The sequence below is a fragment of the Citromicrobium bathyomarinum genome (genome assembly GCA_001306305.2).
Taxonomy (GTDB): domain Bacteria; phylum Pseudomonadota; class Alphaproteobacteria; order Sphingomonadales; family Sphingomonadaceae; genus Alteriqipengyuania; species Alteriqipengyuania bathyomarina.
The window spans coordinates 561,446-582,313 of sequence record CP155577.1 but is presented as its reverse complement, the minus strand read 5'-3'; the positions used below and the strand labels follow the sequence as shown (position 1 = coordinate 582,313).

Genomic DNA, 20,868 nt, shown 5'->3' with positions numbered 1-20,868 from the left:
GGTTAGGCCCTTTCTTCCGTCAGCCGGAGTGTGTCGCTGCTCGCGTCATATTCGTATTTCTCGCCCGTGCGCGGGCATACCAGCGTCTCGTCGAGACGCTCGCCCGTGCGCGAAACCCAGCCGATCCGCTTTGCCGGAACGCCCGCGACCAGCGCAAAATCGGCTACATCCTTGGTAACCACGGCACCGGCCGCGATCATCGCATAATCGCCGATCCGGTGGCCACACACGACGGTCGCGTTGGCCCCGATGGTCGCGCCGCGGCCCACGGGAGTGGGTGCGAATTCGGACTTGCGCTCGATCTCCGCACGCGGGGTCAGCACGTTGGTGAAGACGCAGGACGGGCCGCAGAACACCCCGTCGGCCAGCTCCACACCCTTGTAGAGCGAGACGTTGTTCTGGATCTTGCAGTTATTGCCGATCGTCACGTCGGGCCCGGCGACCACGTTCTGTCCGAGCACGCAGTTCTCGCCGATCGTGGTGTTGGGCAGGACATGGCTGAAATGCCAGATCTTGGTACCAGCGCCGATCGTGCTGGGCTCGTCGACATAGGCGCTTTCGTGCGCGAAATAGGGCTTCTTGTCGGTCATTTGTTTTCTCCCAGCGAGGCCTGCAGCGCGGCTTCCGCGCGGTCGAGGACTTCGAGAACGCGCAGTCCCTCGGCCACATCGGTAAGCGGCTGCGTGCCCTGTTCGATGCAATCGATGAAGTGCTGGCATTCGGAACGCAGCGGCTCGCCCTGTTCGACCGCAATATATTCCGGATCGGCCTTGATCGGTGCGGGGGCCGGGCCGGAGCGGTCGATCCCGTGGCGATAGATCGAAAGCTTGCGATCCCAGTCGGGCGCGCTGTCTTCGAACACCAGCATGCCCTCATCGCCCACGGCGACCAGCCTCGCCTCCTTGAAAGGATGGCTCCACGAGGTCTGCACATGGCCGCGCACGCCTCCGGGGAACTGCAGGTGCGCGGTGCACCAGTCGGCGATGCCCGGCGTGATCCACGCCGCGCCTTCGGCCGTCACGGCATCGGGCGCTTCACCCACCATCGCGAGCAGCATCGAGAAATCGTGTGGCGCGAAGGACCACATGACGTTTTCCTCGGTGCGGAATTTGCCCAGGCTGAGGCGGTTGGAATAGACATAGCGCAGCTGGCCGATCGCGCCGCCCGCCACCAGCTCCTTCGCCTTGCGGAAGATCGGGTGGTATTGCAGCAGGTGGCCGACCATCAGGATCTTGCCCACCTCTTCGGCCTTGGCCGCCATCCGCTCTCCGTCGGCGGGCAGCAGGGCAAGCGGCTTTTCGACATAGACATGCTTGCCCGCTTCGAGCGCGGCAATCGCCACATCGGCATGGGTTTCCGCCGGTGTCGCCAGCGACACGCCGTGAATGCTGTCATCCGCGAGGATATCCTCGAAGCTGCGCGCCTCGGTCCCGTGCTCCTGCGCGATCCGCTCCGCCGTCGGCGCGTGATAGTCGGCCACCGCCGCCAGCGCGCCCAGCTGCGCGTAATTGCGCGCAAGGTTCTTGCCCCAGTGGCCGACGCCGATCTGGGCGATGCGCGTGTTGCTCATGCCGGGAACACCTTTTCGTGGTTGCGATCGAACTTGCCGCGCGTGTCGAGGATGACGGCGGCGTGTTCGAGGATCAGGTCGTAGTCGAAGGCCTTGTGGTCGGTGGTCAGAACCACCGCGTCGAACCCGGCCAGCGAGTCCGCCGTCAGATCGACCGAGGACAGGTCGAAATCATGCTCGCGCGTTTCGGGGAAGACCGGGATGTGCGGGTCACTGTAGTGAATGTCAGCGCCCAGATCGCGCAACTTCTCCATGATCTCGACCGAGGGAGATTCGCGCATGTCATCGACATTGGGCTTGTAGGCGATGCCGAGCACGAGGATCTTCGAGCCCGCGATCGACTTGTGTTTGCCGTTGAGCGCCAGCGCCAGCTTGTTGACCACGAAATCGGGCATCGAGCTGTTCACTTCGCCCGCCAGCTCGATGAAGCGGGTGTGCAGGCCGAATTCGCGCGCCTTCCACGTGAGGTAGAACGGGTCGATCGGGATGCAGTGACCGCCGAGGCCCGGGCCGGGGTAATAGGGCACGAAGCCGAACGGCTTGGTCGCCGCCGCGCGGATCACCTCGTGGATGTCGATATCCATCCGGTCGGCGACTATCTTCATCTCGTTGACCAGCCCGATATTGACCGCGCGGTGAATGTTTTCGAGCAGCTTGGTCAGCTCGGCAACCTTGGTCGAGCTGACCGGGACCACCGTGTCGATCACCCCGCCATACAGCGCCTGGCCCACCGCATGGCAGGTTTCGGTTACCCCGCCGACGATCTTGGGAATGGTCGCGGTCTCGAACTTCTCGTTGCCCGGGTCCTCGCGCTCGGGCGAATAGACCAGAAACACCTCTTCACCCACGGTCAGGCCGGATTTCTCGATCCGCGGCTTCAGCTCTTCGTCGGTCGTGCCCGGCCAGGTGGTGCTTTCGAGCGAGACGACCTGCCCGGCGCGCATGTGCGGCACGATCGCCTCGGTCGTGTTGAGCACGTAGGTAAGGTCGGGCTCGCGATATTTGTTGAGCGGGGTGGGCACGCACAGGATAATTGCATCGACTTCGTCGATCCGGCCCATGTCGGTGGTCGCCTCGAAGCCCGTCTCGTTGGCGGCGGCGATATCCTTGCCCGAGATATGCTCGATATAGCTTTGCGCCTTGGCCAGCTTCTCGACCTTGCGGGAATCGACGTCGAAGCCGATCGTCTTGTAGCCCTTTTCGCAATAGCGCAGCACCAGAGGCAGGCCGACATAGCCCAGGCCGACCACCCCGATGGTGGCGGTGCCGTTGTTCAGGCGATCGATCAGTTGCTGGCTATGCAATGGCTGTGTTCCTCAATCTCGGTTCGCGCTTGCGAAGGGCATCGGCCGCCCGCCTGTGCGCTTCGTGTGACAGGTCGATGATAGCTATTTCGAGCCGAACCCGCTGACCATCACGCGCAGCGTCTTGGCGAGGATCAGCAGGTCGAGCCAAAGGGAGAAATTCTTGATGTAGAAGAAATCGTGATTGAGCTTGGTGCTCACGCTGTCGACATCGGCGACATGGCCCTGAACGGTCTGTGCCCAGCCGCTGATGCCGGGGCGCACCACGTGGCGATAGCGGTAATAGGGAATTTCCTCCTCATACCACCGTGACAGCTTCTCGGCCTCGGGACGCGGGCCGATCCAGCTCATCTGTCCCAGCAGGATGTTCACGATCTGCGGCAGTTCGTCGACCCGTGTGCGGCGGAAGATGCGCCCGATCCGGGTGACCCGCGCATCCGCATCCTTGGTCACGAGATCGTCCAGCCCGGCAGGCGTGGGAGCGGTGCAATGCTGCATGGTGCGGAACTTGTAGACGGTGAAGGGCTGCGCCCGATAGCCCATCCGGCTCTGGCGGAAGATCATCGGGCCCGGGCTGTCGAGCTTGATCGCGATCCCCGCCAGAAGCAGGAACGGCAGCAGCGGGATCAGCACGACCAGCGCGATCAGACGATCGAGCACATGCTTGATCGTCTGGTAGACAGGAGAGGGCGTGAGCGATCCGTACGCGGTCTCGGAGATATGCTCCAGCGTCACTTCGCCGGTCACCGATTCGATCAGATGTCGCAGGTTGTAGACCGGAATCCCCGCGAGCGCGGCGTCGGCCAGCATCTCGCTCTGGCGGTCGGTCAGCGGGAGCCGGAAGTCGACCGCGATCGCATCGGCATGGTCGAAGCCGGCATGGTCCGAATGTTTCAGCCAGTCGATCGAGGGGAGCTGCGGGAGCGCTGCCCCGTCGGGCTGCGCAAGCACGCTGATGCGCAGCACCAGCTCATCCTTGTAGCGGAAATGTTCGAGGTACGAGAGCAGCACCACCGCCACGAAGCTGCCGATCAGCACGAAGCGGCTGTAATCGAGCTTGAACATCAGCAGGCCGATCGCGATCAGCCCGTAGGCCAGCGCAAAGGACGGAACGATTGCGGAAGCGCGCTCAACGCCTGGATAGCGGTTGACGTTCTCGATCAGCAGGACACCGATCAGCGAAGAGGCGAAGGCCGCCAGGCAGGCGTAGCCGACCTGAAACAGGCTCGCCTCGGGCATGCCGAAAATGACGATGCGCAGCAGGATCGCCACCAGCACTGCAAGCAAGCTGATCGTCACCGAACGTTTGATTTTTCTCCGCGTCGTGTGCCGTCTTCGGCCAACCGCGCCCGCCGCCCGCGACGAGCATGCCGCGTCAACAGCGTTTTGTCCCATTTTCAATACTCGATCCGCACAATCAGCACAGCGCCCGATGCGGCGCTCCTCTAGCTGGGCCGCCGAAGCTTTCCAACCGTGTATTTAAGGCGTTAGGAAAGGCGTGGCATCCGCGCATCTCTTTTGTCCGCCCGCGTCCCGCAATCGCGCAACCCCGGCGGGTCTGCATGCGGCAAGTCTTGGCGAGGGCTTTATTCTTTCGGCTTCTTGGCCTAACCAAGCGCCCGCATGGGGGGAGAAGCCCGCAAGGGATTGGCGATGCATCGATTGATATTGCTATTGTGTGTGCTGGTTTTGTCGGGGTGCGGTTCTCGTGAGCCGTTGGTATCGACGGACCGTATGACGGTGGTGGAGGCTGCGGATGGGCTGCCTATTCCCAATCGGGATGATCTAGTGGCGCCGGATCGTCCTGCGCTGATTGGTCCGCTGGACACGATCCGGATCGAGGTATTCAACTATCCCGAGTTCACGCGCGATGTGCAGGTGGATGCGAGCGGGCGGATTGCGCTGCCGTTTCTGGGCACGGTCGAGGCTGGCGGCAAGACCGCGGGCGAGCTGGCGATGGATGTGGAGCGGGCGCTGGATGCGCGTTACGTGCGCGATCCGGAGGTGACGGTGAACATCGTCAACTCGGTCAGCCAGGTGGTGACCGTGTCGGGCGAGGTCGAGACCCCGGGCCTGTATCCGGTGACCAACCAGACGACGCTGCTGCGTGCGATCGCGGCGGCGCGCGGGACGAGCGAGTTTGCGCGCAAGGACGAGGTGGTGATCCTGCGCACGGTCAACGGCCGGCGGATGGCCGGGCTCTACAGCCTTGAGGCGATCGAGCGCGGGCTGTACGACGACCCCGCGATTTACGCCAACGACATCGTGGTGGTGGGCGACTCCCCCCAGCGACGTCTGTTCCGCGACTTCCTGACGGTGGCGCCGCTGCTGGCATCGCCGCTGGTCACGATTTTGCAGTAGGTTTTTCCGGGCGCGCGCAATCGTGCGCCTGCAACAAGGTTTTAGCCGAGCATGAACATCCAGGCCTCCCGGTTCGGCAGCGAGTCCGGCCCTTCCGACCAGCCCCCGCAGGGTGGCGGCAATCCGCTGGGCGTGCAGGCGGGCCAGCCGGGCGAGGGCGATGGGCCCTCGATCGTGCAGCATTACCTGCGGATCGCGCAGCGCTGGCGCTGGCTGATCCTGGGTTCGATCGCGGCCTGCGTTGCGCTGGGCCTGGTCGCGACCCTGCTGATGACCCCGCAATACACCGCCACCGCGACGATCGAGATCTCGCGCGAAGGCAGCCAGGTGACCAACTTCGAAGGGGTCGAGCGCGAGGTCTCCATCTCCGACCAGGAGTTCTACCAGACCCAGTACGGCCTGCTGCGCGCGCGCACCCTGGCCGAGCGGGTGGCAGGCCAGCTGGGCCTGATCGACAATCCCGAGTTCTTCGCATCCTACGGCGTGGAAGGCGGAGACGACCCCGCCTTCGCGCTCGATAACGGGCGCTACACCGCGCAGGGCCGCCAGGACCGTCAGCGGATCGCGGGCGAGATCCTGCTCGCCAATATCAGCGTTGCGCCCGCGCGCCTCTCGCGGCTGGTCGACATCAGCTTTACCGGGCCCGATCCCGCCTTTGCCGCGCGGGTCTCGAACAGCTGGGCGGAAAACTTCATCCAGTCCAACCTCGAGCGCAAGGTCCAGGCGACCTCCTACGGGCGCGACCAGCTGCAGGCGCAGCTGGCCGACTACAAGGAACGCCTCGATGAGTCCCAGCGCCAGCTGGTGACCTACGCCTCGAGCGAGGAGATCATCAACCTGCCCGCACAGCCCGGGGCCGACGGGCGCACGCAGGAACGCTCGATCGTGGCCGACGATCTGGCCGCGCTCAACGCCGCGCTGACCGAGGCGACCGCCGACCGGATCCAGGCCGAGGCGCGCGCACGCCAGGCGGGCGGCGGCTCCTCCTCCACCGAATCGCTGTCCAACCCGGCGATCAACAACTTGCGCGAGAAGCGCGCCGATCTGGCCGGCCAGTACGAGCTTTTGATGGTCCGGTTCGAGCCGGGCTATCCGCAGGCGCGCGCGCTGCAATCGCAGATCGACGAGCTCGACCGGGCGATCGCACGCGAGGAAGCGCGCGTCTCGGGCTCGCTGCAGGGCGATTACCGCGCCGCGCTGGAGCGCGAACAGACGCTCCAGGCGCGGGTCAATCGCCTCAAGGCGGACTATCTCGACCTGCGTCGCCGCTCGATCCAGTACAATATCTACCAGCAGGAGGTGGATACCAACCGCGCGCTCTATGACGGGCTGCTGCAGCGCTTCAAGGAGATCGGCGTTGCCGGCGGGGTCGGGGTCAACAATGTCTCGATCATCGATCCGGCCGATGTCCCGCAGGCCCCCTCCAGCCCCAACCTGCTGATGAACATCCTGCTCTCGCTGATCGTGGGCGCGGGTCTGGGCGCGGCGCTGGCCTTCCTGCTCGAACAGATCGACGAGGCGATCACCGATCCCACGGAGGTGCGCCGCAAGCTCGGCCTGCCGCTGCTGGGCACGATCCCCACGGTTGCCGAGGGGCGTCCGGACGAGGCGCTGCTCGATCGCAAGTCGAGCCTGGTCGATGCCTATCTCGCCGCGTTCACCAACCTGGGCTTCACCACCGAACACGGCGTGCCGCGCTCGTTCGCGGTCACCTCGACCCGGCCTGCGGAAGGCAAGTCGACCAGTTCGCTGGCGCTTGCCACCACGCTGGCGCGTGCGGGCAAGAGCGTGATCCTGGTCGATGGCGACATGCGCTCACCCTCGGTCCACCAGCTGGGCGGGGTCGATCACGATCGCGGCCTGTCCAACTTCCTCGCCGGCGACGACGAGATCGAGACCATGACCTTCCCGATGACCCACCTGGGGTTCACCGCGATGTCGGCCGGTCCGATCCCGCCCAACGCCGCCGAACTGCTGACCGGCAACCGCCTCGACCTGCTGATGCGCCGCCTGCTGGAAACCTACGACCATGTCGTGATCGACTCGCCACCGGTCATGGGCCTCGCCGACGCGCCGCTCATCGCAACCCATGTCGAAGGCGTGCTCTACGTGGTCGAATCCCACAATATCCGCGCCGGCCTCGTCAAGAACGCCATCGGACGCCTGAACTCCGCCAACATCCGCATCTTCGGCGCCCTCCTCACCAAGTTCGAAGCCAAGAAATCCGCCTACGGTTATTCCTACGGCTACGAATACGGATACTCATACGGCAAAGAGGATGAGGAGAAGGGCGGCAAGGCCAAGGCCTGAGTCACGCCGGCCGCTTCACATCTTCAGCTTGCAAGGCGTAGCGGAGTCGCCCGGCCCGGTGCAGGCGTATCCGCCGCCCAGATACCGCGCGTATCGTAAACCAGCGCGTGGGCGCGCTCTTCCGCCGGGATCGAGCGGAACAGGTCGTGGTCGACCAGCACGATCAGGATGCCGCAGGTTTCCAGCGCGGTGTCGATGTCGACAAGCTTCGCGCCGGTTTCCCCGAATTCGATCGGCAGTTCGCGCGCAAACGGCTCCACGATATTGATCCGCGAGCCGAATGTGCGCGCCAGCCGCGCGGCGATGAAGCGCGCGGGGCTTTCCCGAAAATCGTCGATATTCGCCTTGAACGCGAGCCCAAGGCACGCGACCGGCACCCGCGGGTTCTCTTCGATCAGCGCACTCGCGCGCTCCAGCACGTGCTGCATCTTGGCATCATTGACCTCACGCGCGGTGCGGATGACGCGGGCGTCTTCGGGTGCGCCGTGGACGATGAACCACGGGTCGACCGCGATGCAGTGGCCGCCGACACCGGGCCCGGGCTGGAGAACGTTGACCCGCGGGTGGCGGTTGGCGAGGCGGATCACCTCCCACACGTCCAGCCCCTGCTTGTCGGCGATCATCGACAATTCGTTGGCAAAGGCGATGTTGACGTCGCGAAACGCGTTTTCGACCAGCTTGGTCATCTCTGCCGAGCGTGCGTCCGTGGCGATGCATTCCCCGCGCACGAAGCGCTTGTAGAAGGCGATCGCCTTGCGCGCACAGCGCGGCGTGACCCCGCCGACCGAGCGATCATTATGGACCAGTTCCTCCAGAATGCGGCCCGGCAGCACCCGCTCCGGGCAATAGGCGATGGCGATATCGGGCGTGCCCGCCGCCAGCCCCGGCATCGCAAGATCGGGGCGTAGCGCGGCCAGACGGTCGCGCACCGCATCGGTCGTGCCGACCGGACAGGTGCTCTCGCAGATCACCAGCGCGCCCGCATCCAGAACCGGGGCGATCGCGTCGGCAGCGGCCATCACGTAGCCGGTATCGGGCGTATGCTCGCCATCCTTCTCGAACGGGGTAGGCACCGCGATGACATAGACATCGGCGCGCGGCATCTGGGTAGAGGCACACAGCGTCCCGCGCGAGACCACCGCTTGGACCAGCCCGTCCAGATCGACTTCCTCGATATGGATCGCGCCGCGGTTGATCGTTTCGACCACTTCGGGCGAGACATCGACGCCGGTGACCGCGCATCCGGTGCGCGCGATGATTGCAGCGGTGGGCAAGCCGATATAGCCGAGCCCGACCACGGCAACCGTGGGTGTGTCGTTGGTCATGCGTCTGCGTGCCCCTGTGGCCTAGTCTTCCGCATCGCTTTTGCATGGCGCGGGTAAAATTTATGGTAACGGCCCCGATGCTAGGGGCATGCGCGAGCAAGGAGACCTGCGTGAACATTCTGGTTACCGGAGCGGCGGGCTTCATCGGTGCCTCGCTGGCCGAGGCACTGGTGGCGCGTGGCCATCGCGTGATCGGGATCGACAATCTCAACCCCTATTACGCGGTCTCTCTGAAGCGCGACCGTCTCGCGCGGGTGGCGGCGACGGCGGGCGAGGCGTTCCGCTTCATCGAATGCGATTTCGGCGATCACGAGGCGCTGGCGCGCGCGCTTGACGGACACGACTTCGACCGGATCGTCCATCTCGGCGCCCAGCCGGGGGTCCGCTATTCGCTCGAGAACCCGCGCGCCTATGCGCATTCGAACATTTCCGGCCATCTCAACATGCTGGAACTGGGGCGCGAACGCGGCGTCGACCACCTCGTCTATGCTAGCTCAAGCTCGGTCTATGGCGGGAACGAGAAGGTGCCCTTCGCGGTCGAGGACCGGGTCGATCACCCCTACTCACTCTACGCCGCGACCAAGAAGGCGGACGAGTTGATGAGCGAAAGCTACGCCCATCTCTACCGCCTGCCGCAGACCGGCCTCAGGTTTTTCACCGTCTACGGCCCGTGGGGCCGGCCCGACATGATGCCGTGGATTTTCACGCAGAAGATCCTGAAAGGCGAGCCGATTCCGGTGTTCAACAATGGCGAGATGAGCCGGGATTTCACCTATGTGGACGATATCGTGCGCGGCATCGTCGCCTGCCTCGACGGACCGCCGGGCGACGACGGAGCGACCAAGCCGGGTGGTAGCGTAGCGCCGCACGCGCTCTACAATATCGGCAACAACCGCTCCGAAGAGCTGATGCGGGTGATCGGGATCATCGAGGCCGCGTGTGGTCGCAAGGCGCAGATCGAGCTGCTGCCGATGCAGAAGGGCGACGTGCCGCGCACCTTCGCCGATATCGATGCGATCGCGCGTGACCACGGCTTCCAGCCCGAAACCAGCGCCGACGAAGGCTTCCCGCGCTTCGTCAGCTGGTTCAAGGCCTATCACGGGATCGACTAGGCGTGCGCTGAGCGCCGTTAGTGCTGAGCCATCAGCTGCGCGATCCGCTGCGATGAGTGGCCATCGCCGAACGGATTGTGCGCCTGCGCCATCGCAGCATAGGCAGCCTCGTCGTCGAGCAGGCGGAAGACCTCGCGCTGGATCGCTTCGGGATCGGTGCCGACCAGCTTGGCCGTGCCTGCCTCGACCCCTTCGGGCCGCTCGGTCGTCGCGCGCATCACCAGCACCGGCTTGCCCAGTGCGGGCGCTTCTTCCTGCACGCCGCCGCTGTCGGTCAGCATCAGCGTGCTCGCCTGCATCAGCGCGGCGAAATTGGGATAGTCGAGTGGTTCGAGCAGCGCGACATTGTCCAGCCCCTCCAACTCGTCATGCATGGTGGCGCGGACATTGGGGTTGAGGTGGACGGGGAACAGCACGGCGGTGTCGTCCCGCTCCGCGATCGCGCGGATCGCCCGGGCAACCGCGCGCATCCCCTCGCCGAAATTCTCGCGGCGGTGGGTGGTGACGCCTATGATCCGCTTGCCTGCAAAGCGCTGCGCCGCCGTGTGCAGATCCGCCGCAAGATCGGGCTTACGCTTGATCGCGCCGAGTACCCAGTGGAGCGCGTCGATCACCGTGTTGCCGGTGACGTGAATGCTGGCAGTGTCGATATTCTCGCGTCGTAGCGCGTCGGCGGCGGTCTGCGTCGGTGCGCAGTGGAGCGCGGCCATCGTGCCGATCACCTTGCGGTTGACCTCTTCGGGCCAGGGATGGTGGATGTCGCCGCTGCGCAGGCCCGCCTCGACATGGCAGATCGGGATTTTGCGGTAAAACGCGGCGAGTGCGCCGCACATCGCACTGGCCGTGTCGCCCTGCACGACCACCCAGTCGGGCGACTCGGCATCCAGCGTTTCGCCGATTCCGGTCAGAAGCCGCGCGGTCAGCGCGTCGAGGCTCTGGTCCGCGCGCATCACCGCGAGATCGTGATCGGGCACAACCTGCGCAATATCGAGCACCTGATCGAGCATTGCGCGGTGCTGCCCGGTAGAGACGACTACAGGCGCAAAGCGCGGGTCTTCGCGCAGCAGGTGGATCAGCGGGAAGAGCTTGATCGCCTCCGGCCGGGTGCCGAAGACGATTGCAATCTTGAGCGGCGCGTTGGTGTTCGTGCGGGCCATGTCGCCCCGCTTACGCAAAATCGGTTAACAAGCCGAGACGGCGCGTTAACTGCGTGCGAGGGCCTTACTCGTCGCCCGAACCATCAGGCTGCTGCGTGGTGGGTTGCGGCAGCGCCTCGGCAGCGACTTCGGCCTCCCGCTCACGCTCGATCCGCTCCATGTATTCGCGCTCGATCTGTTCGACGCGCTCCTGCTCGGCGGCGGCATCCTCGTCTATGGTCGAAAGCCGCTCCGCCCGCGCTTCAGCGATCAGCTGGCCGAAGCGGGCGGCGGACCCGCCTTCGCGCGCTTCGTAGGCGGCGTCGATCATCTTCTGGGTGCAGCCGGTGAAGCCCGCCGCGCCCGAGGGCGAGCAGCTCATCGCGCCGAACTTGCCGACATATTCGAAGCTTTCGACCCGCTTGGCCCAGGCGGTATTGGCCGGGTCGTTGCTGTAGCGCAGGTTTTCGGGGATGCGGAAGCGTTCACTCTCGTCCATCCGCGCGACGACGCAGATCGTGTCTTCCGGGCAGTCGACCTCATCGTCGCCATAGGCGATGACCATGCTGACCTTGTCCCCGGCCTCGTCCTGTGCGGCGGCGGGCGCGCCTGCGCCAAGGGCGATCAGGCTGGCAATGGCGGCGGTTGCGAAGATTTTCATGGTGGGCCTCTGCGGCAAGGAATGGGATGGTCTGTGGGCGCACTGCATAAGCGCGCCGGATGGCTGAACTGTGACTGAAGCGAGCGAGCGCGAGGGGCGGTTCCCGCGCATCACACCCGCTCGGACAGGCGGATCGCGGCGCGGCAGCCCAGCCGGATCGCGGCAGAGAGCAGCGGATAGCCGGGGGTTTCCTCTGCCCCAGCAGCGATCGCGGCATCGTGATGCTCACGCTCTTCCTCGCGAAACTGTTCGATCATGCCCTGCAGTTCGGGATCTTCGTCGGCATCCTTCAGCTCGTCGAGCTGTTTGGAATAATGCAGGTCGATCTCGGTCTCGACCGCGGCGGTGCAGGCCATCGCGGCCTTGGGCCCGATCAGCGCGGTCGCCGCGCCCAGCGCATAGCCGGCGACGGACCAGAACGGGTGCAGCGCGGTCGGGCGCACGCCCCGCTCTGCGACCAGCCGGTTGAACGCTTCGTGATGTTCGTCTTCCTGCCGCGCCATCGCGGCGATCTCGCCCGAATGCGGCCCGCGATCGCCCATCACCGCCAGCTGCCCGGCATAGATGCGCGTTGCGCCGAACTCGCCTGCCTGATCGACCCGGATCATCCGGTGGATATGGTCTTTCATGCGCGCTTGCCCTTCTTCGCCAGCAGCGAAATCGCGGCGATTCCCGCCGCAGTCGATATCAGGAAGTTATAGCCCGCCAGCGAGATCCCGAACAGTCGCCACGCCGCCTCGTCGCAGCGCACCAGCGGCGTGTTCATGATCGCGTCGAGCGCACTGCCCCCTTCGCTGGCCGAGGGGATTGCCGCGCAGCCGGTGATCCCCTGCCACCAGTGATACTCCACCCCTGCGTGAAACAGGCCGATCAGGCCCGAGGCGATGATCGCCAGCGCCGCAAGGGCGATCCAGACCCGCTGGGGAGGGGCGATGAAGGCGAGCAGCGCCAGTGCCAACGCAGCAAAATGCGGATAGCGCTGCCACCAGCACATTTCGCACGGGTACAGGCCGAAGACGTACTGGCTGACATAGGCCCCGCCCAGGAGCAGCGCGGGGACGAGCAGGACGATCCAGCGTGCGGTGCGCGCGGTGGGCGTATCGATCATGCCTGTATCGCCCGGACTACTTGCGCAGCGCGACCGAGCTGGGCGTGGTCCGGCGCAGCGTCTTGAGCGCGTAGTCGAGCTGGAAATCCTCGATCCCCTGCTCTTCCAGCTCGGCGGCGGTCTGGGTGAAGCGCGGATCCTGGCGGATGTCGTTCTCCAGATCGTCGTCCTTCAGATCGGCCTCGTTGATCAGGTGACCGCGCAGGTCGCTTTCGCGCAGCTGGTACTTGCGGCGCCGTTCCATGTCCGGATCGGACAGCTGCGGCACACGGATGTCGGGCTTGATCCCGCCTTCCTGCACCGAATGGCCCGACGGCGTGTAGTAACGCGCGGTGGTCAGCTTGAGCGCGGCGTCCGGCCCCAGCGGGACCAGCGACTGCACGCTGCCCTTGCCGAAGCTGCGTTCGCCCATGATCAGCGCGCGGCGGTGATCCTGCAGCGCGCCCGCGACGATCTCGCTTGCCGAGGCGGAGCCCGCGTCGATCAGCACGATCAGTGGCACATCCTTGGCGATCTGCCCACGATAAACCGTCTCCGCGTTGAACGACATCGATTCGCCCCGCGCACGGCCGCGCTGCGAGACGATCCGCCCCTCGTCGAGGAACAGGTCCGACAGCGCGATCGCCTCGTCCAACGAACCGCCAGGGTTGGAGCGCAGGTCGAGCACCAGGCCGTTGACCCGGCCGCCCGCCTCGCGCTGGATATCGTTCCACGCCGCAAACACGTCCGCGCCGACATCGCGCGAGAATTCGTTGACGGTGATGACCCCGATCTTGCCGTCCTTCACTTCGTAGGTGACCGGCTCCAGCTCGATCACGCCGCGCGTCACGCTGGTTTCGATCGGCTCGTCGCTGCCAGGGCGGAAGATCGTCAGATTGATCGAGGTGCCGGCGGGGCCGCGCATCTGCTGCACCGCCTCGTCCAGATCGCCGCCGTAGATCAGCTTGCCATCAAGGTGGGTGATGAAGTCGCCCGCCTTGATCCCGGCCTTTTCCGCGGGGCTGCCGCGGAACGGGCTGATCACCTTGACCGCGCCGTCTTCCATCACGACCGACAGGCCGAGCCCTGAATAATTGCCGTCGATCAGCGTTTCGAGCCGCTCCAGATCGCTGCCGTCGAGATAGGCCGAATGCGGATCGAGGCTCGCGAGCATCCCGTCGATCGCGCCGCGAATCAGCTTCTCGTCATCGACTTCGTCGACATAGCTCGCCTGAATCCGCTGATAGGTGGCGAACAGCTTGGCGAACTCGGGCGCCACGCGGCTGTCGACCTGGGCCATGCCGGCGGTGGCGATGGGAATCATCGCTACGGCGGTGACCAGCGCGAGCGAGCGGGCGACGACGGGCAGTTTCATAGTCTCAAGCCTTCCGGACATTCGCCCCCGTTTATAGGGAGCAAGCCATTAACGCCAGATGCACTTGGGACGGTGCCGCGAGGGGGCAAGCTCAGTTCGACAGGTGGTCGAGAGGGTTCGCCGGGCGCCCGCCCAGCCGCAGTTCGAACCCGATCGGACCGCCCGCAGACGGGGCGACCCCCAGCGATGCGCCTTCGGTCAGCTGCTCGCCCACGGTCACGTCGGTGCGCGCGAGCCCGGTGACGAGGCTGGTCCAGCCGCCCGGGTGTTCGACGATAACGATCCGGCCATAGCCGCGAAACGGCCCGGCAAAGGCGACCCGGCCCGGTGCGGGGGTGACGACCTGCGCTCCGCCGCCCGCGCGCAGCAGGATGCCATCGCTGCGCACGCCCGAGCTGTCGACCGATCCGAAACCGCGCAGCGTGCGCCCATCGACCGGCAGGCGCAGGCCTGCGGGCGAGCGGATCTGCTCGCGCGTCGGTGCGGGCATCGGTATGGCGCGTGTGCGCGCACGACCCGGGTCGGACGGGCGCATCACCGGGCCGGGTAGCGCGGCCAGCTCCTCACGCAATGTGCCCGCTGCATCTATCCGCGCCACCAGCCCGTCCAGATCGCGCGCCTGTTCGGCGAAGGCGAGCGCGCGCTCTTCCTGCCGGTCGGCCTCCCCGCCCCGGCGGCGCGCGGCGAGCCGCTTGCGGGTCTCGATCTCGGCCAGCTGCTTGCGGCGCAGCGCGAGGCGCCCCTCTTCCTCGGCCAGCTTGGCGAGCAGGGTTTCGGCCCGATCACGCAGCGCGCGGCTGCGGTCGATCTCTCCGCGCAGCGCGGCGGTGCGCCCGCGCACTTCGGGGATGGTCGTCTCCAGAACCGCGCGCAGATACATGCTGTCGCGGATCGATCCGGGTCGGAACACCGACAGCACCAGCGGCCTGCGCGAGACGTTCTGCAACGCGCCGGTCAGTCGGATCAGCGGTTCGCGCCGCTCGGCCAGCCGTGCATCGAGCGCGCGCTGCTGGCGCGCGATCAGCGACAGGCGGCCTTGCGCCACCGCGATCTGCGCCTCGGTTTCCTGAATCCGTGCGGCAAGCGCGGCGGACTGGCGGGCGACCTTCGCTGCCTCCTGCTCCGCCTCGGCGGCAGCAGCTTCAAGCGAGCGGGCGCGCTGAGCAGCCCGCTGCGACGCCTGCTGCGCCCGCTCGATCGCGGCGCGCACCGCGTCCGCATTCTCGTAGGCCTCGACGCCCTGCCCACGCACCTGCGGCGCGGCGACGACCAGCGCGATCGCGGCAATCGGCGCGGCAAGCAGGGCGAGGCGGTGTAGCACGCGTGCTACCCTGCCCGATGATAGGGATGTCCTGCAAGAATGCTCGTCGCGCGATAGAGCTGTTCGGCCAGCATCGCGCGCGCCAGCAGGTGCGGCCAGGTCGCGCTGCCGAATGCGAGCAGCAGGTCCGCCTCCTGGCGCTGGGCCTCGCTATGCCCGTCGGCGGCACCGATCAGGAAACGCGTCTCGCGAATCCCACCATCGCGCCACTGGCCGAGGATTTCGGCAAGCTGTTCGGAGGAAAGATCGCGCCCTTTCTCGTCGAGCGCGACGGTGCGGTGCGGATCCTTGGTCGGCGGGATTTTGCCGCCGGTGTCGGGCAGTTCGGTCAGTTTGGTGTCCCACGCAATCCGCGTCAGATAGCGGTCGACCAGCTGTGCCTCGGCCGAGCGTCCGATCTTGCCGCGCGCGATGATGTGAAGCAGCATTGTTCAGCGCTCGCACCAGGAGGAAACCTAGGCGTTGCCTGCGACGGTCCGGTTCTCGTCGTCGCCAAAGGACCACATCCGCTCGATATTGTAGAAGCTGCGCACTTCGGGGCGGAACAGGTGGATCACCACGTCGCCCGCATCGATCACCACCCAGTCGGCGGCGGGCAAGCCTTCGAGCCGGACCGAGCCGTAGCCGTCCTGCTTGATCTTCTCGGCCAGCTTCTGCGCGATCGAGGCGACCTGCCGGGTCGACCGGCCGGAGGCGACCACCATGTGATCGGCCATGCTCGATTTGCCGGCCAGGTCGATGCTGACGATGTCCTGAGCCTGATCGTCGTCGAGCTGCTGCATCACCAGCGCGTGGAGCGCGTCGGACCTGTCTTCAGTCATGGCAGAAACTCTCGGGGCTTTGGTGGCGGGCATGATGGCGGCTTGCACATTGGTCATGGGCGAGGTCGATACTCCTGTCATTCCAGTGATATGGGAATGGCCGGGAGCATATGCGAGTCATGCGCTGCCCGGCTCCGGATCGATACTGAAATCTGTGATGGGGCGATGGGTAATCTGATCGCGGAGCGCAGCGTCACGATAATCGGCGGCCCAGTCTGGCGCGCCAGCGCGAATCGCGGTGGCGGACCGGGCATCGGGATCAAAACGCAATGTCACCAGAATAGGTGCGCTCCACTCGCCCCGTTTCCTGAGCTGCGCCGGATCCACCCGGAAACGCCGCAGCATGGCCGCCGCGGGGCTGGCGACGGTTGCCATCTCATACCCCGGTCTGGCGATCACCGCAATCGGCACGCTCGATACGATCCGGCGCCACGCCCGCCACTTGTGGAATGTCACCAGATTGTCAGACCCCATCAGCCACACGAATTCGTGGGCAGAGAAGCGATTCTGCAACGCTGCGATGGTGTCGACCGTATAGCGCGTGCCCAGCTCGCGCTCGATAGCGGTCACCCGGATCGGCGCGCGGCGCGCCTGCGCCACCGCCGAGGCATAACGCGCGGCCAGCGGAGCCATGCCCTCTTTCGGCTTGAGCGGATTGCCGGGCGAGACCAGCCACCACACCTCGTCCAGCCCGAGCGCGTCCATCGCGAACAGCGAGATTCGCCGGTGGCCGCCATGCGCCGGGTTGAAGCTGCCCCCGAGCAGGCCGACGCGCCGCCTCCTGCGTCGGGTGGTGGACGCGTGGAATGGTGGAGGCGGACGGTCGGTCAAGCGCAGCGGAACCCGCGAATGACCAAGTGGTTCCCGCGTAAACATGGTTAACGCCATCGGTATTTAACAGTTCATCGTAGGTAGGGTTCCGTTCGTCCTAACGACTCGGCGCGGGATTCGACCGTGTCGGGCCCCACTGTTAACCCCCGAATCGGGACCGGGACAACGGTAGGGGTCGACTTGAGCAACGAACAGCAGCACCGGCTCACCTGGCGTGAGCGGATGGAAAACTGGTTTCCGGAGCGTGAGTTTTTCATGCGCTCGCAAGGCCAGGTCCGTTTCATCAAGATCAGTTCGAAACTTCAGAAACGCACCGCCGCACTGGCGCTGACCGCCTCGGTCGCCTTCGTGGGCAGCATGGGCGTGATGAGCGTGCTGCAATACCGCTCCAGCGTGGAGCGGGTCGCGCTGCTGGAGCGCGAGGCGGATGTCGCCACTTCGGAAGAGCGGCTGAAGGCCTACCGCGCCAATATCGGCGAGGTGACGCAGGATCTGGAGAAGCGGCAGGACTTCATCGAGGGCATGATCGAGATGCTGCCCCCCGATGCAGTCAAGCACGACAATGTCACCGACAGCACCAACGAGACCGACGAACTGGTCGAGAAGGTCTCCGCCGCAGTGCCCGAAGCGGCCTCGCTTGCGCGGATCGAATCACGCCAGCTCGCCTTCGTCGAAGGGCTGACCCGCTACGCCGACCAGCGATCGCGCCGCGCGATGTGGGCGCTGCGCGAGCTTGGCCTCGATCCGGACCGGATGCTCGCCTCGGCCGACACCAGCGCGCGCGGCGGCCCGCTCGAAGCGCTGTTCGGCAAGGACGAGCAGATCGATCCGCGATTCGAACGCCTCGGCGCGAGCCTGTCGCGCATGGCCACACTCGAAGCGACGCTGCAGGGCGTGCCGCAGTTCGCACCGACCAAGGCGGCGGCGGTCAATTCCTCCTACGGCTATCGCCGTGACCCCTTCACCGGGCGCGCCGCGATGCACCGCGGGCTGGACTTCCCCGCCAGGATGGGCGCGCCGATCTTCGCCACCGCGCGGGGAACCGTGACATTTGTGGGCCGAAAGGGCGGCTATGGTAACGTGGTCGAAATCAGCCACGGGCAAGGTCTCTTAACCCGTTACGCCCACATGTCGCGTTTTGAGGCGCGGGTCGGGCAGCGGGTTGAAGCAGGTACGGTTATCGGCGCAATCGGTAGCACCGGTCGTTCGACCGGCCCGCACTTGCATTTCGAGGTTCGAGTGAACGGCACAGCAGTCAATCCGCGCACATTCTTGGAGTTAGCCCCCGATGTTCTCAAAAAAGTCCGCCGAAACTCCGGCGCCCAGCGCACCCGCACGGCCAGCGACACCCAGGGCAACGCCGGTGTCTAAGTCGTCGTCCTCCTCGGGGAGCTTCTCGGTGCTCGGCGCCGACGTCACCATCACCGGTAACATCGCGGCCTCGACCGAACTGCATATCGACGGCACGGTCGAAGGCGATATCGACTGCGCCTCGCTGGTGCAGGGCGAAGCCAGCCAGATCGCCGGCGAAGTGAAGGCGGAAAGCGCGCGCCTTGCCGGGCGGGTCGACGGATCGATCCACGCGCGTGAGCTGGTGATCCTGCGCAGCGCGACGATCAACGGCGATGTCCACTACGAAGCGCTGACCGTGGAACAGGGTGCCTCGGTCCAGGGCCGTTTCGCCCCGCGCGAAGCCGGTTCCGCCAGTGCCTCTTCGAGCCAGGCGAGCGCCCAGAGCGAGAGCAGCAGCGAAAGCACCTCTTCGGCGGGCGGTTCGACCACCGCCGATCTGGGCATTTCGCCCTTCTCCTCGGATGACTCCTCGGACGAGAAGAGTGCCAGCGCGAGCGCCAACTACTACTGATCGCCGATCTTACGAAAAAAGGGGGCCGTCGCGGATCGCGTGACGGCCCCCTTTTTCATGCGCTGTATCCTCGCAACGAGGCCGTGTGATCAGCCAAGCACTTCAGCCCTCAGCGCCTTGCGGTCGAGCTTGCCGACCATCGTCACCGGCAGTTCCTTGCGAATCACCACCTGGTCGACCCGCTCGTGCTTGCCCACGCGGGTGTTGAGCCAGTCGCGCAGCGCCTCGGCGGTGGGGGCTTCCTGATCGGGTTGCAGCGTCGCGTAGGCGCGCGGAACCTCACCGTGGTAATCGTCTGGCACCCCGATCACCAGCACGTCGCGAATGGCGGGATGGGTCTGGAGCACGTCCTCCACCTGGCTGGGGAAGACCTTGAACCCGCCGACCGCGATCATGTCCTTGATCCGGTCGACGATCTCGATGAAGCCGTCCGCATCGATCCGCGCGACATCGCCGGTACGCAGCCACTTGCGGCCCTGATGCTCGATGAACACCTCGGCGTCGGCTTCGGGCAGGTTCCAGTAACCCTGCATGATCTGCGGGCCGTTGATCGCCAGCTCGCCCGGCTCACCCTCGGGGGCGAGCTTCGTTTCGTCCTCCTTGTCGAGCAACAGCAGTCTCGTGCCCGGAATCGGCTGACCGATGGTGCCCGTCTTGCGCGTGGCGAGGTAGGGATTGGTCGAAACCACGCCAGAACTCTCGGTCAGGCCATAACCTTCGACCAGCCGCACGCCGGAGAGCGTCTCGAACTTGTCGCGCAGCGGATCGGCCAGCGGCGCGCCGCCCGAAATGCTGATTCTGAGCGAGGAGAAGTCGGTCGTCGCCGCCTTGGGATGGTCGAGCAGCGCCTGAAACATGGTCGGCACGCCCGGGAAACCGGTCACATTTGCGCGACTGAGCGTCTTGAGTACGTCGCCCGCTTCGAACCGCGGCACCATCGCGATGGTTGCCCCGCGCACGATGCTGCGGTTGAGCACACAGGTGTTCGCAAAGACATGGAACAGCGGCAGCGCGCCCATGATGATGTCCGGCTCGTCACGCTCGAACGGGTCGATCGCATCGACCTGCTGGGCATTGGCAGCAAGGTTGCCGTGGCTCAGCATCGCGCCCTTGGGCCGGCCCGTGGTGCCGCCGGTATATTGCAGCAGCGCGATTTCGTCGGGCGTGATGTCGAGCGGGGTCGGCTCGCTGCGCGGCAGCATCCCGTCCCAGCGCACGATGCTCTTCCCATAGGCGGGCTTGGCGATCGCGCTACGTTTGAACAGCTTGAGGCCCAGCGCCTTGAGCGTCGGCAGCATGCCGGCGAGTTCGCCCACCACCAGCGTTTCCAGCGAAGAACCTTCGAGCACCGCCTGCGCGGTGCCGTAAAGCGCGTTCGCGTCGACCGTGACCAGCAGCCGGGTGCCCGAATCCTCCACCTGATGCGAAAGCTCGTCGACCGAATAGAGCGGCGAGAAATTGACCACCGTCGCGCCCGCCAGCATCGCGCCGTAATAGGCGGAAAGGTAGATCGGCACGTTGGGCAGGAACAGCCCGACCCGGTCGCCGCGCCCGATCCCCGCCGCCTGCAGTCCAGCGGCAAAGCGCCGCGCCTCGGCATGCATTGCCTGATAGCTGAGCTTGCGGCCGAGGAAATCGATCAGCGTGCGGTCAGGGTGCGCCGCCACCGCCCGCGCCAGCAGCGCGGGCATGGTGGTCGATTCGATGGGCGTGTCCCACGGGCGCGGGTGGTGATAATTGCTGCTGCTTACATCCATGTAAGCATGATGCAGACGCGCGCGCGGCTCGGC

General features: G+C 65.8%; 20 protein-coding genes. 5 read left to right on the top strand and 15 right to left on the bottom strand.

Going from position 1 to position 20,868, the window contains the following annotated elements; all coding sequences use genetic code 11:
- Positions 1-2 precede the first annotated feature (2 nt).
- The 4 genes from VO57_002965 to VO57_002950 form a co-directional block, all read right to left on the bottom strand.
- Positions 3-590 carry an acyltransferase gene (locus tag VO57_002965; protein ID XBL70315.1) on the bottom strand — a complete coding sequence of 196 codons (588 nt, stop codon included), beginning with the start codon at positions 588-590 and terminating at the stop codon, positions 3-5.
- A complete protein-coding gene (locus tag VO57_002960; GenBank protein ID XBL70314.1) occupies positions 587-1,570 on the bottom strand; it encodes a Gfo/Idh/MocA family oxidoreductase in 984 nt (327 codons plus the stop codon). Before VO57_002960 ends, VO57_002965 begins: the two co-directional genes overlap by 4 nt.
- Complete coding sequence (locus VO57_002955; GenBank protein ID XBL70313.1) at positions 1,567-2,874, bottom strand: nucleotide sugar dehydrogenase; 1,308 nt, start codon at positions 2,872-2,874, stop codon at positions 1,567-1,569. Before VO57_002955 ends, VO57_002960 begins: the two co-directional genes overlap by 4 nt.
- An 84-nt stretch (positions 2,875-2,958) precedes the next feature.
- Positions 2,959-4,173 (bottom strand): sugar transferase, encoded by a 1,215-nt coding sequence (locus VO57_002950; protein ID XBL70312.1) that lies wholly within the window; start codon positions 4,171-4,173, stop codon positions 2,959-2,961.
- 489 nt (positions 4,174-4,662) lie between these two features.
- Here VO57_002950 and VO57_002945 point away from each other — a divergent pair, with 489 nt between their 5' ends.
- On the top strand, positions 4,663-5,235 hold the full coding sequence (locus tag VO57_002945) for a polysaccharide biosynthesis/export family protein (protein XBL70311.1): 573 nt from the start codon (positions 4,663-4,665) through the stop codon (positions 5,233-5,235).
- 51 nt (positions 5,236-5,286) lie between these two features.
- Positions 5,287-7,545, top strand: coding sequence for a polysaccharide biosynthesis tyrosine autokinase (locus VO57_002940; GenBank protein ID XBL70310.1), 2,259 nt, complete (start codon positions 5,287-5,289; stop codon positions 7,543-7,545).
- A 23-nt stretch (positions 7,546-7,568) separates the two neighbouring features.
- Here the strand turns inward: VO57_002940 and wecC are convergent, their stop codons facing one another.
- Entirely contained in the window at positions 7,569-8,870 is a 1,302-nt protein-coding gene (gene wecC, locus VO57_002935) for a UDP-N-acetyl-D-mannosamine dehydrogenase (protein ID XBL70309.1), read from the bottom strand.
- 110 nt (positions 8,871-8,980) lie between these two features.
- Between wecC and VO57_002930 the strand changes: the two genes are divergently transcribed.
- Positions 8,981-9,982 (top strand): NAD-dependent epimerase/dehydratase family protein, encoded by a 1,002-nt coding sequence (locus VO57_002930; GenBank protein ID XBL70308.1) that lies wholly within the window; start codon positions 8,981-8,983, stop codon positions 9,980-9,982.
- 17 nt (positions 9,983-9,999) lie between these two features.
- On the opposite strand, the gene wecB is transcribed toward VO57_002930, so the two are convergent.
- From wecB to VO57_002885, 9 genes are all read right to left on the bottom strand, one after another.
- Entirely contained in the window at positions 10,000-11,139 is a 1,140-nt protein-coding gene (wecB, locus tag VO57_002925) for a UDP-N-acetylglucosamine 2-epimerase (non-hydrolyzing) (GenBank protein ID XBL70307.1), read from the bottom strand.
- Between the two features lie 64 nt (positions 11,140-11,203).
- Positions 11,204-11,779: a hypothetical protein gene (locus VO57_002920; GenBank protein ID XBL70306.1), complete on the bottom strand. Its 576-nt coding sequence runs from the start codon at positions 11,777-11,779 to the stop codon at positions 11,204-11,206.
- Positions 11,780-11,889: 110 nt separating this feature from the next.
- Positions 11,890-12,408 (bottom strand): demethoxyubiquinone hydroxylase family protein, encoded by a 519-nt coding sequence (locus VO57_002915; GenBank protein ID XBL70305.1) that lies wholly within the window; start codon positions 12,406-12,408, stop codon positions 11,890-11,892.
- On the bottom strand, positions 12,405-12,887 hold the full coding sequence (locus tag VO57_002910) for a disulfide bond formation protein B (protein XBL70304.1): 483 nt from the start codon (positions 12,885-12,887) through the stop codon (positions 12,405-12,407). The genes VO57_002915 and VO57_002910 overlap by 4 nt, the downstream gene beginning before the upstream one ends.
- Positions 12,888-12,903: 16 nt before the next feature.
- The gene (locus VO57_002905; protein ID XBL70303.1) at positions 12,904-14,241 is read right to left on the bottom strand and encodes a S41 family peptidase; all 1,338 of its coding nucleotides are present in this window, start codon (positions 14,239-14,241) and stop codon (positions 12,904-12,906) included.
- Positions 14,242-14,332: 91 nt separating this feature from the next.
- Positions 14,333-15,562, bottom strand: coding sequence for a peptidoglycan DD-metalloendopeptidase family protein (locus VO57_002900; GenBank protein XBL70302.1), 1,230 nt, complete (start codon positions 15,560-15,562; stop codon positions 14,333-14,335).
- Between the two features lie 5 nt (positions 15,563-15,567).
- Complete coding sequence (locus VO57_002895; protein ID XBL70301.1) at positions 15,568-15,990, bottom strand: 23S rRNA (pseudouridine(1915)-N(3))-methyltransferase RlmH; 423 nt, start codon at positions 15,988-15,990, stop codon at positions 15,568-15,570.
- Positions 15,991-16,017: 27 nt separating this feature from the next.
- The gene (gene rsfS, locus VO57_002890) at positions 16,018-16,383 is read right to left on the bottom strand and encodes a ribosome silencing factor (GenBank protein XBL70300.1); all 366 of its coding nucleotides are present in this window, start codon (positions 16,381-16,383) and stop codon (positions 16,018-16,020) included.
- A 117-nt stretch (positions 16,384-16,500) separates the two neighbouring features.
- A complete protein-coding gene (locus VO57_002885; GenBank protein XBL70299.1) occupies positions 16,501-17,214 on the bottom strand; it encodes a nicotinate-nucleotide adenylyltransferase in 714 nt (237 codons plus the stop codon).
- 180 nt (positions 17,215-17,394) lie between these two features.
- Here VO57_002885 and VO57_002880 point away from each other — a divergent pair, with 180 nt between their 5' ends.
- Together VO57_002880 and VO57_002875 are read left to right on the top strand one after the other, a co-directional pair.
- Complete coding sequence (locus VO57_002880; GenBank protein XBL70298.1) at positions 17,395-18,585, top strand: peptidoglycan DD-metalloendopeptidase family protein; 1,191 nt, start codon at positions 17,395-17,397, stop codon at positions 18,583-18,585.
- Positions 18,586-18,613: 28 nt separating this feature from the next.
- A complete protein-coding gene (locus VO57_002875; GenBank protein XBL70297.1) occupies positions 18,614-19,078 on the top strand; it encodes a polymer-forming cytoskeletal protein in 465 nt (154 codons plus the stop codon).
- 89 nt (positions 19,079-19,167) lie between these two features.
- Here VO57_002875 and VO57_002870 read toward each other — a convergent pair whose 3' ends face one another.
- Positions 19,168-20,835, bottom strand: coding sequence for a long-chain fatty acid--CoA ligase (locus VO57_002870; protein XBL70296.1), 1,668 nt, complete (start codon positions 20,833-20,835; stop codon positions 19,168-19,170).
- Positions 20,836-20,868 lie beyond the last annotated feature (33 nt).

Excerpts from the sequence above, each read along its gene's own strand:
- VO57_002915 (XBL70305.1), bottom strand. The coding sequence starts at position 12,408 with ATGAAAGACCATATCCACCGGATGATCCGGGTCGATCAGGCAGGCGAG.
- VO57_002940 (XBL70310.1), top strand. The coding sequence starts at position 5,287 with ATGAACATCCAGGCCTCCCGGTTCGGCAGCGAGTCCGGCCCTTCCGAC.
- VO57_002905 (XBL70303.1), bottom strand. The coding sequence starts at position 14,241 with ATGAAACTGCCCGTCGTCGCCCGCTCGCTCGCGCTGGTCACCGCCGTA.
- wecC (XBL70309.1), bottom strand. The coding sequence starts at position 8,870 with ATGACCAACGACACACCCACGGTTGCCGTGGTCGGGCTCGGCTATATC.
- VO57_002920 (XBL70306.1), bottom strand. The coding sequence starts at position 11,779 with ATGAAAATCTTCGCAACCGCCGCCATTGCCAGCCTGATCGCCCTTGGC.
- VO57_002960 (XBL70314.1), bottom strand. The coding sequence starts at position 1,570 with ATGAGCAACACGCGCATCGCCCAGATCGGCGTCGGCCACTGGGGCAAG.
- VO57_002895 (XBL70301.1), bottom strand. The coding sequence starts at position 15,990 with ATGCTGCTTCACATCATCGCGCGCGGCAAGATCGGACGCTCGGCCGAG.
- VO57_002965 (XBL70315.1), bottom strand. The coding sequence starts at position 590 with ATGACCGACAAGAAGCCCTATTTCGCGCACGAAAGCGCCTATGTCGAC.
- VO57_002870 (XBL70296.1), bottom strand. The coding sequence starts at position 20,835 with ATGGATGTAAGCAGCAGCAATTATCACCACCCGCGCCCGTGGGACACG.
- VO57_002910 (XBL70304.1), bottom strand. The coding sequence starts at position 12,887 with ATGATCGATACGCCCACCGCGCGCACCGCACGCTGGATCGTCCTGCTC.
- rsfS (XBL70300.1), bottom strand. The coding sequence starts at position 16,383 with ATGACTGAAGACAGGTCCGACGCGCTCCACGCGCTGGTGATGCAGCAG.
- wecB (XBL70307.1), bottom strand. The coding sequence starts at position 11,139 with ATGGCCCGCACGAACACCAACGCGCCGCTCAAGATTGCAATCGTCTTC.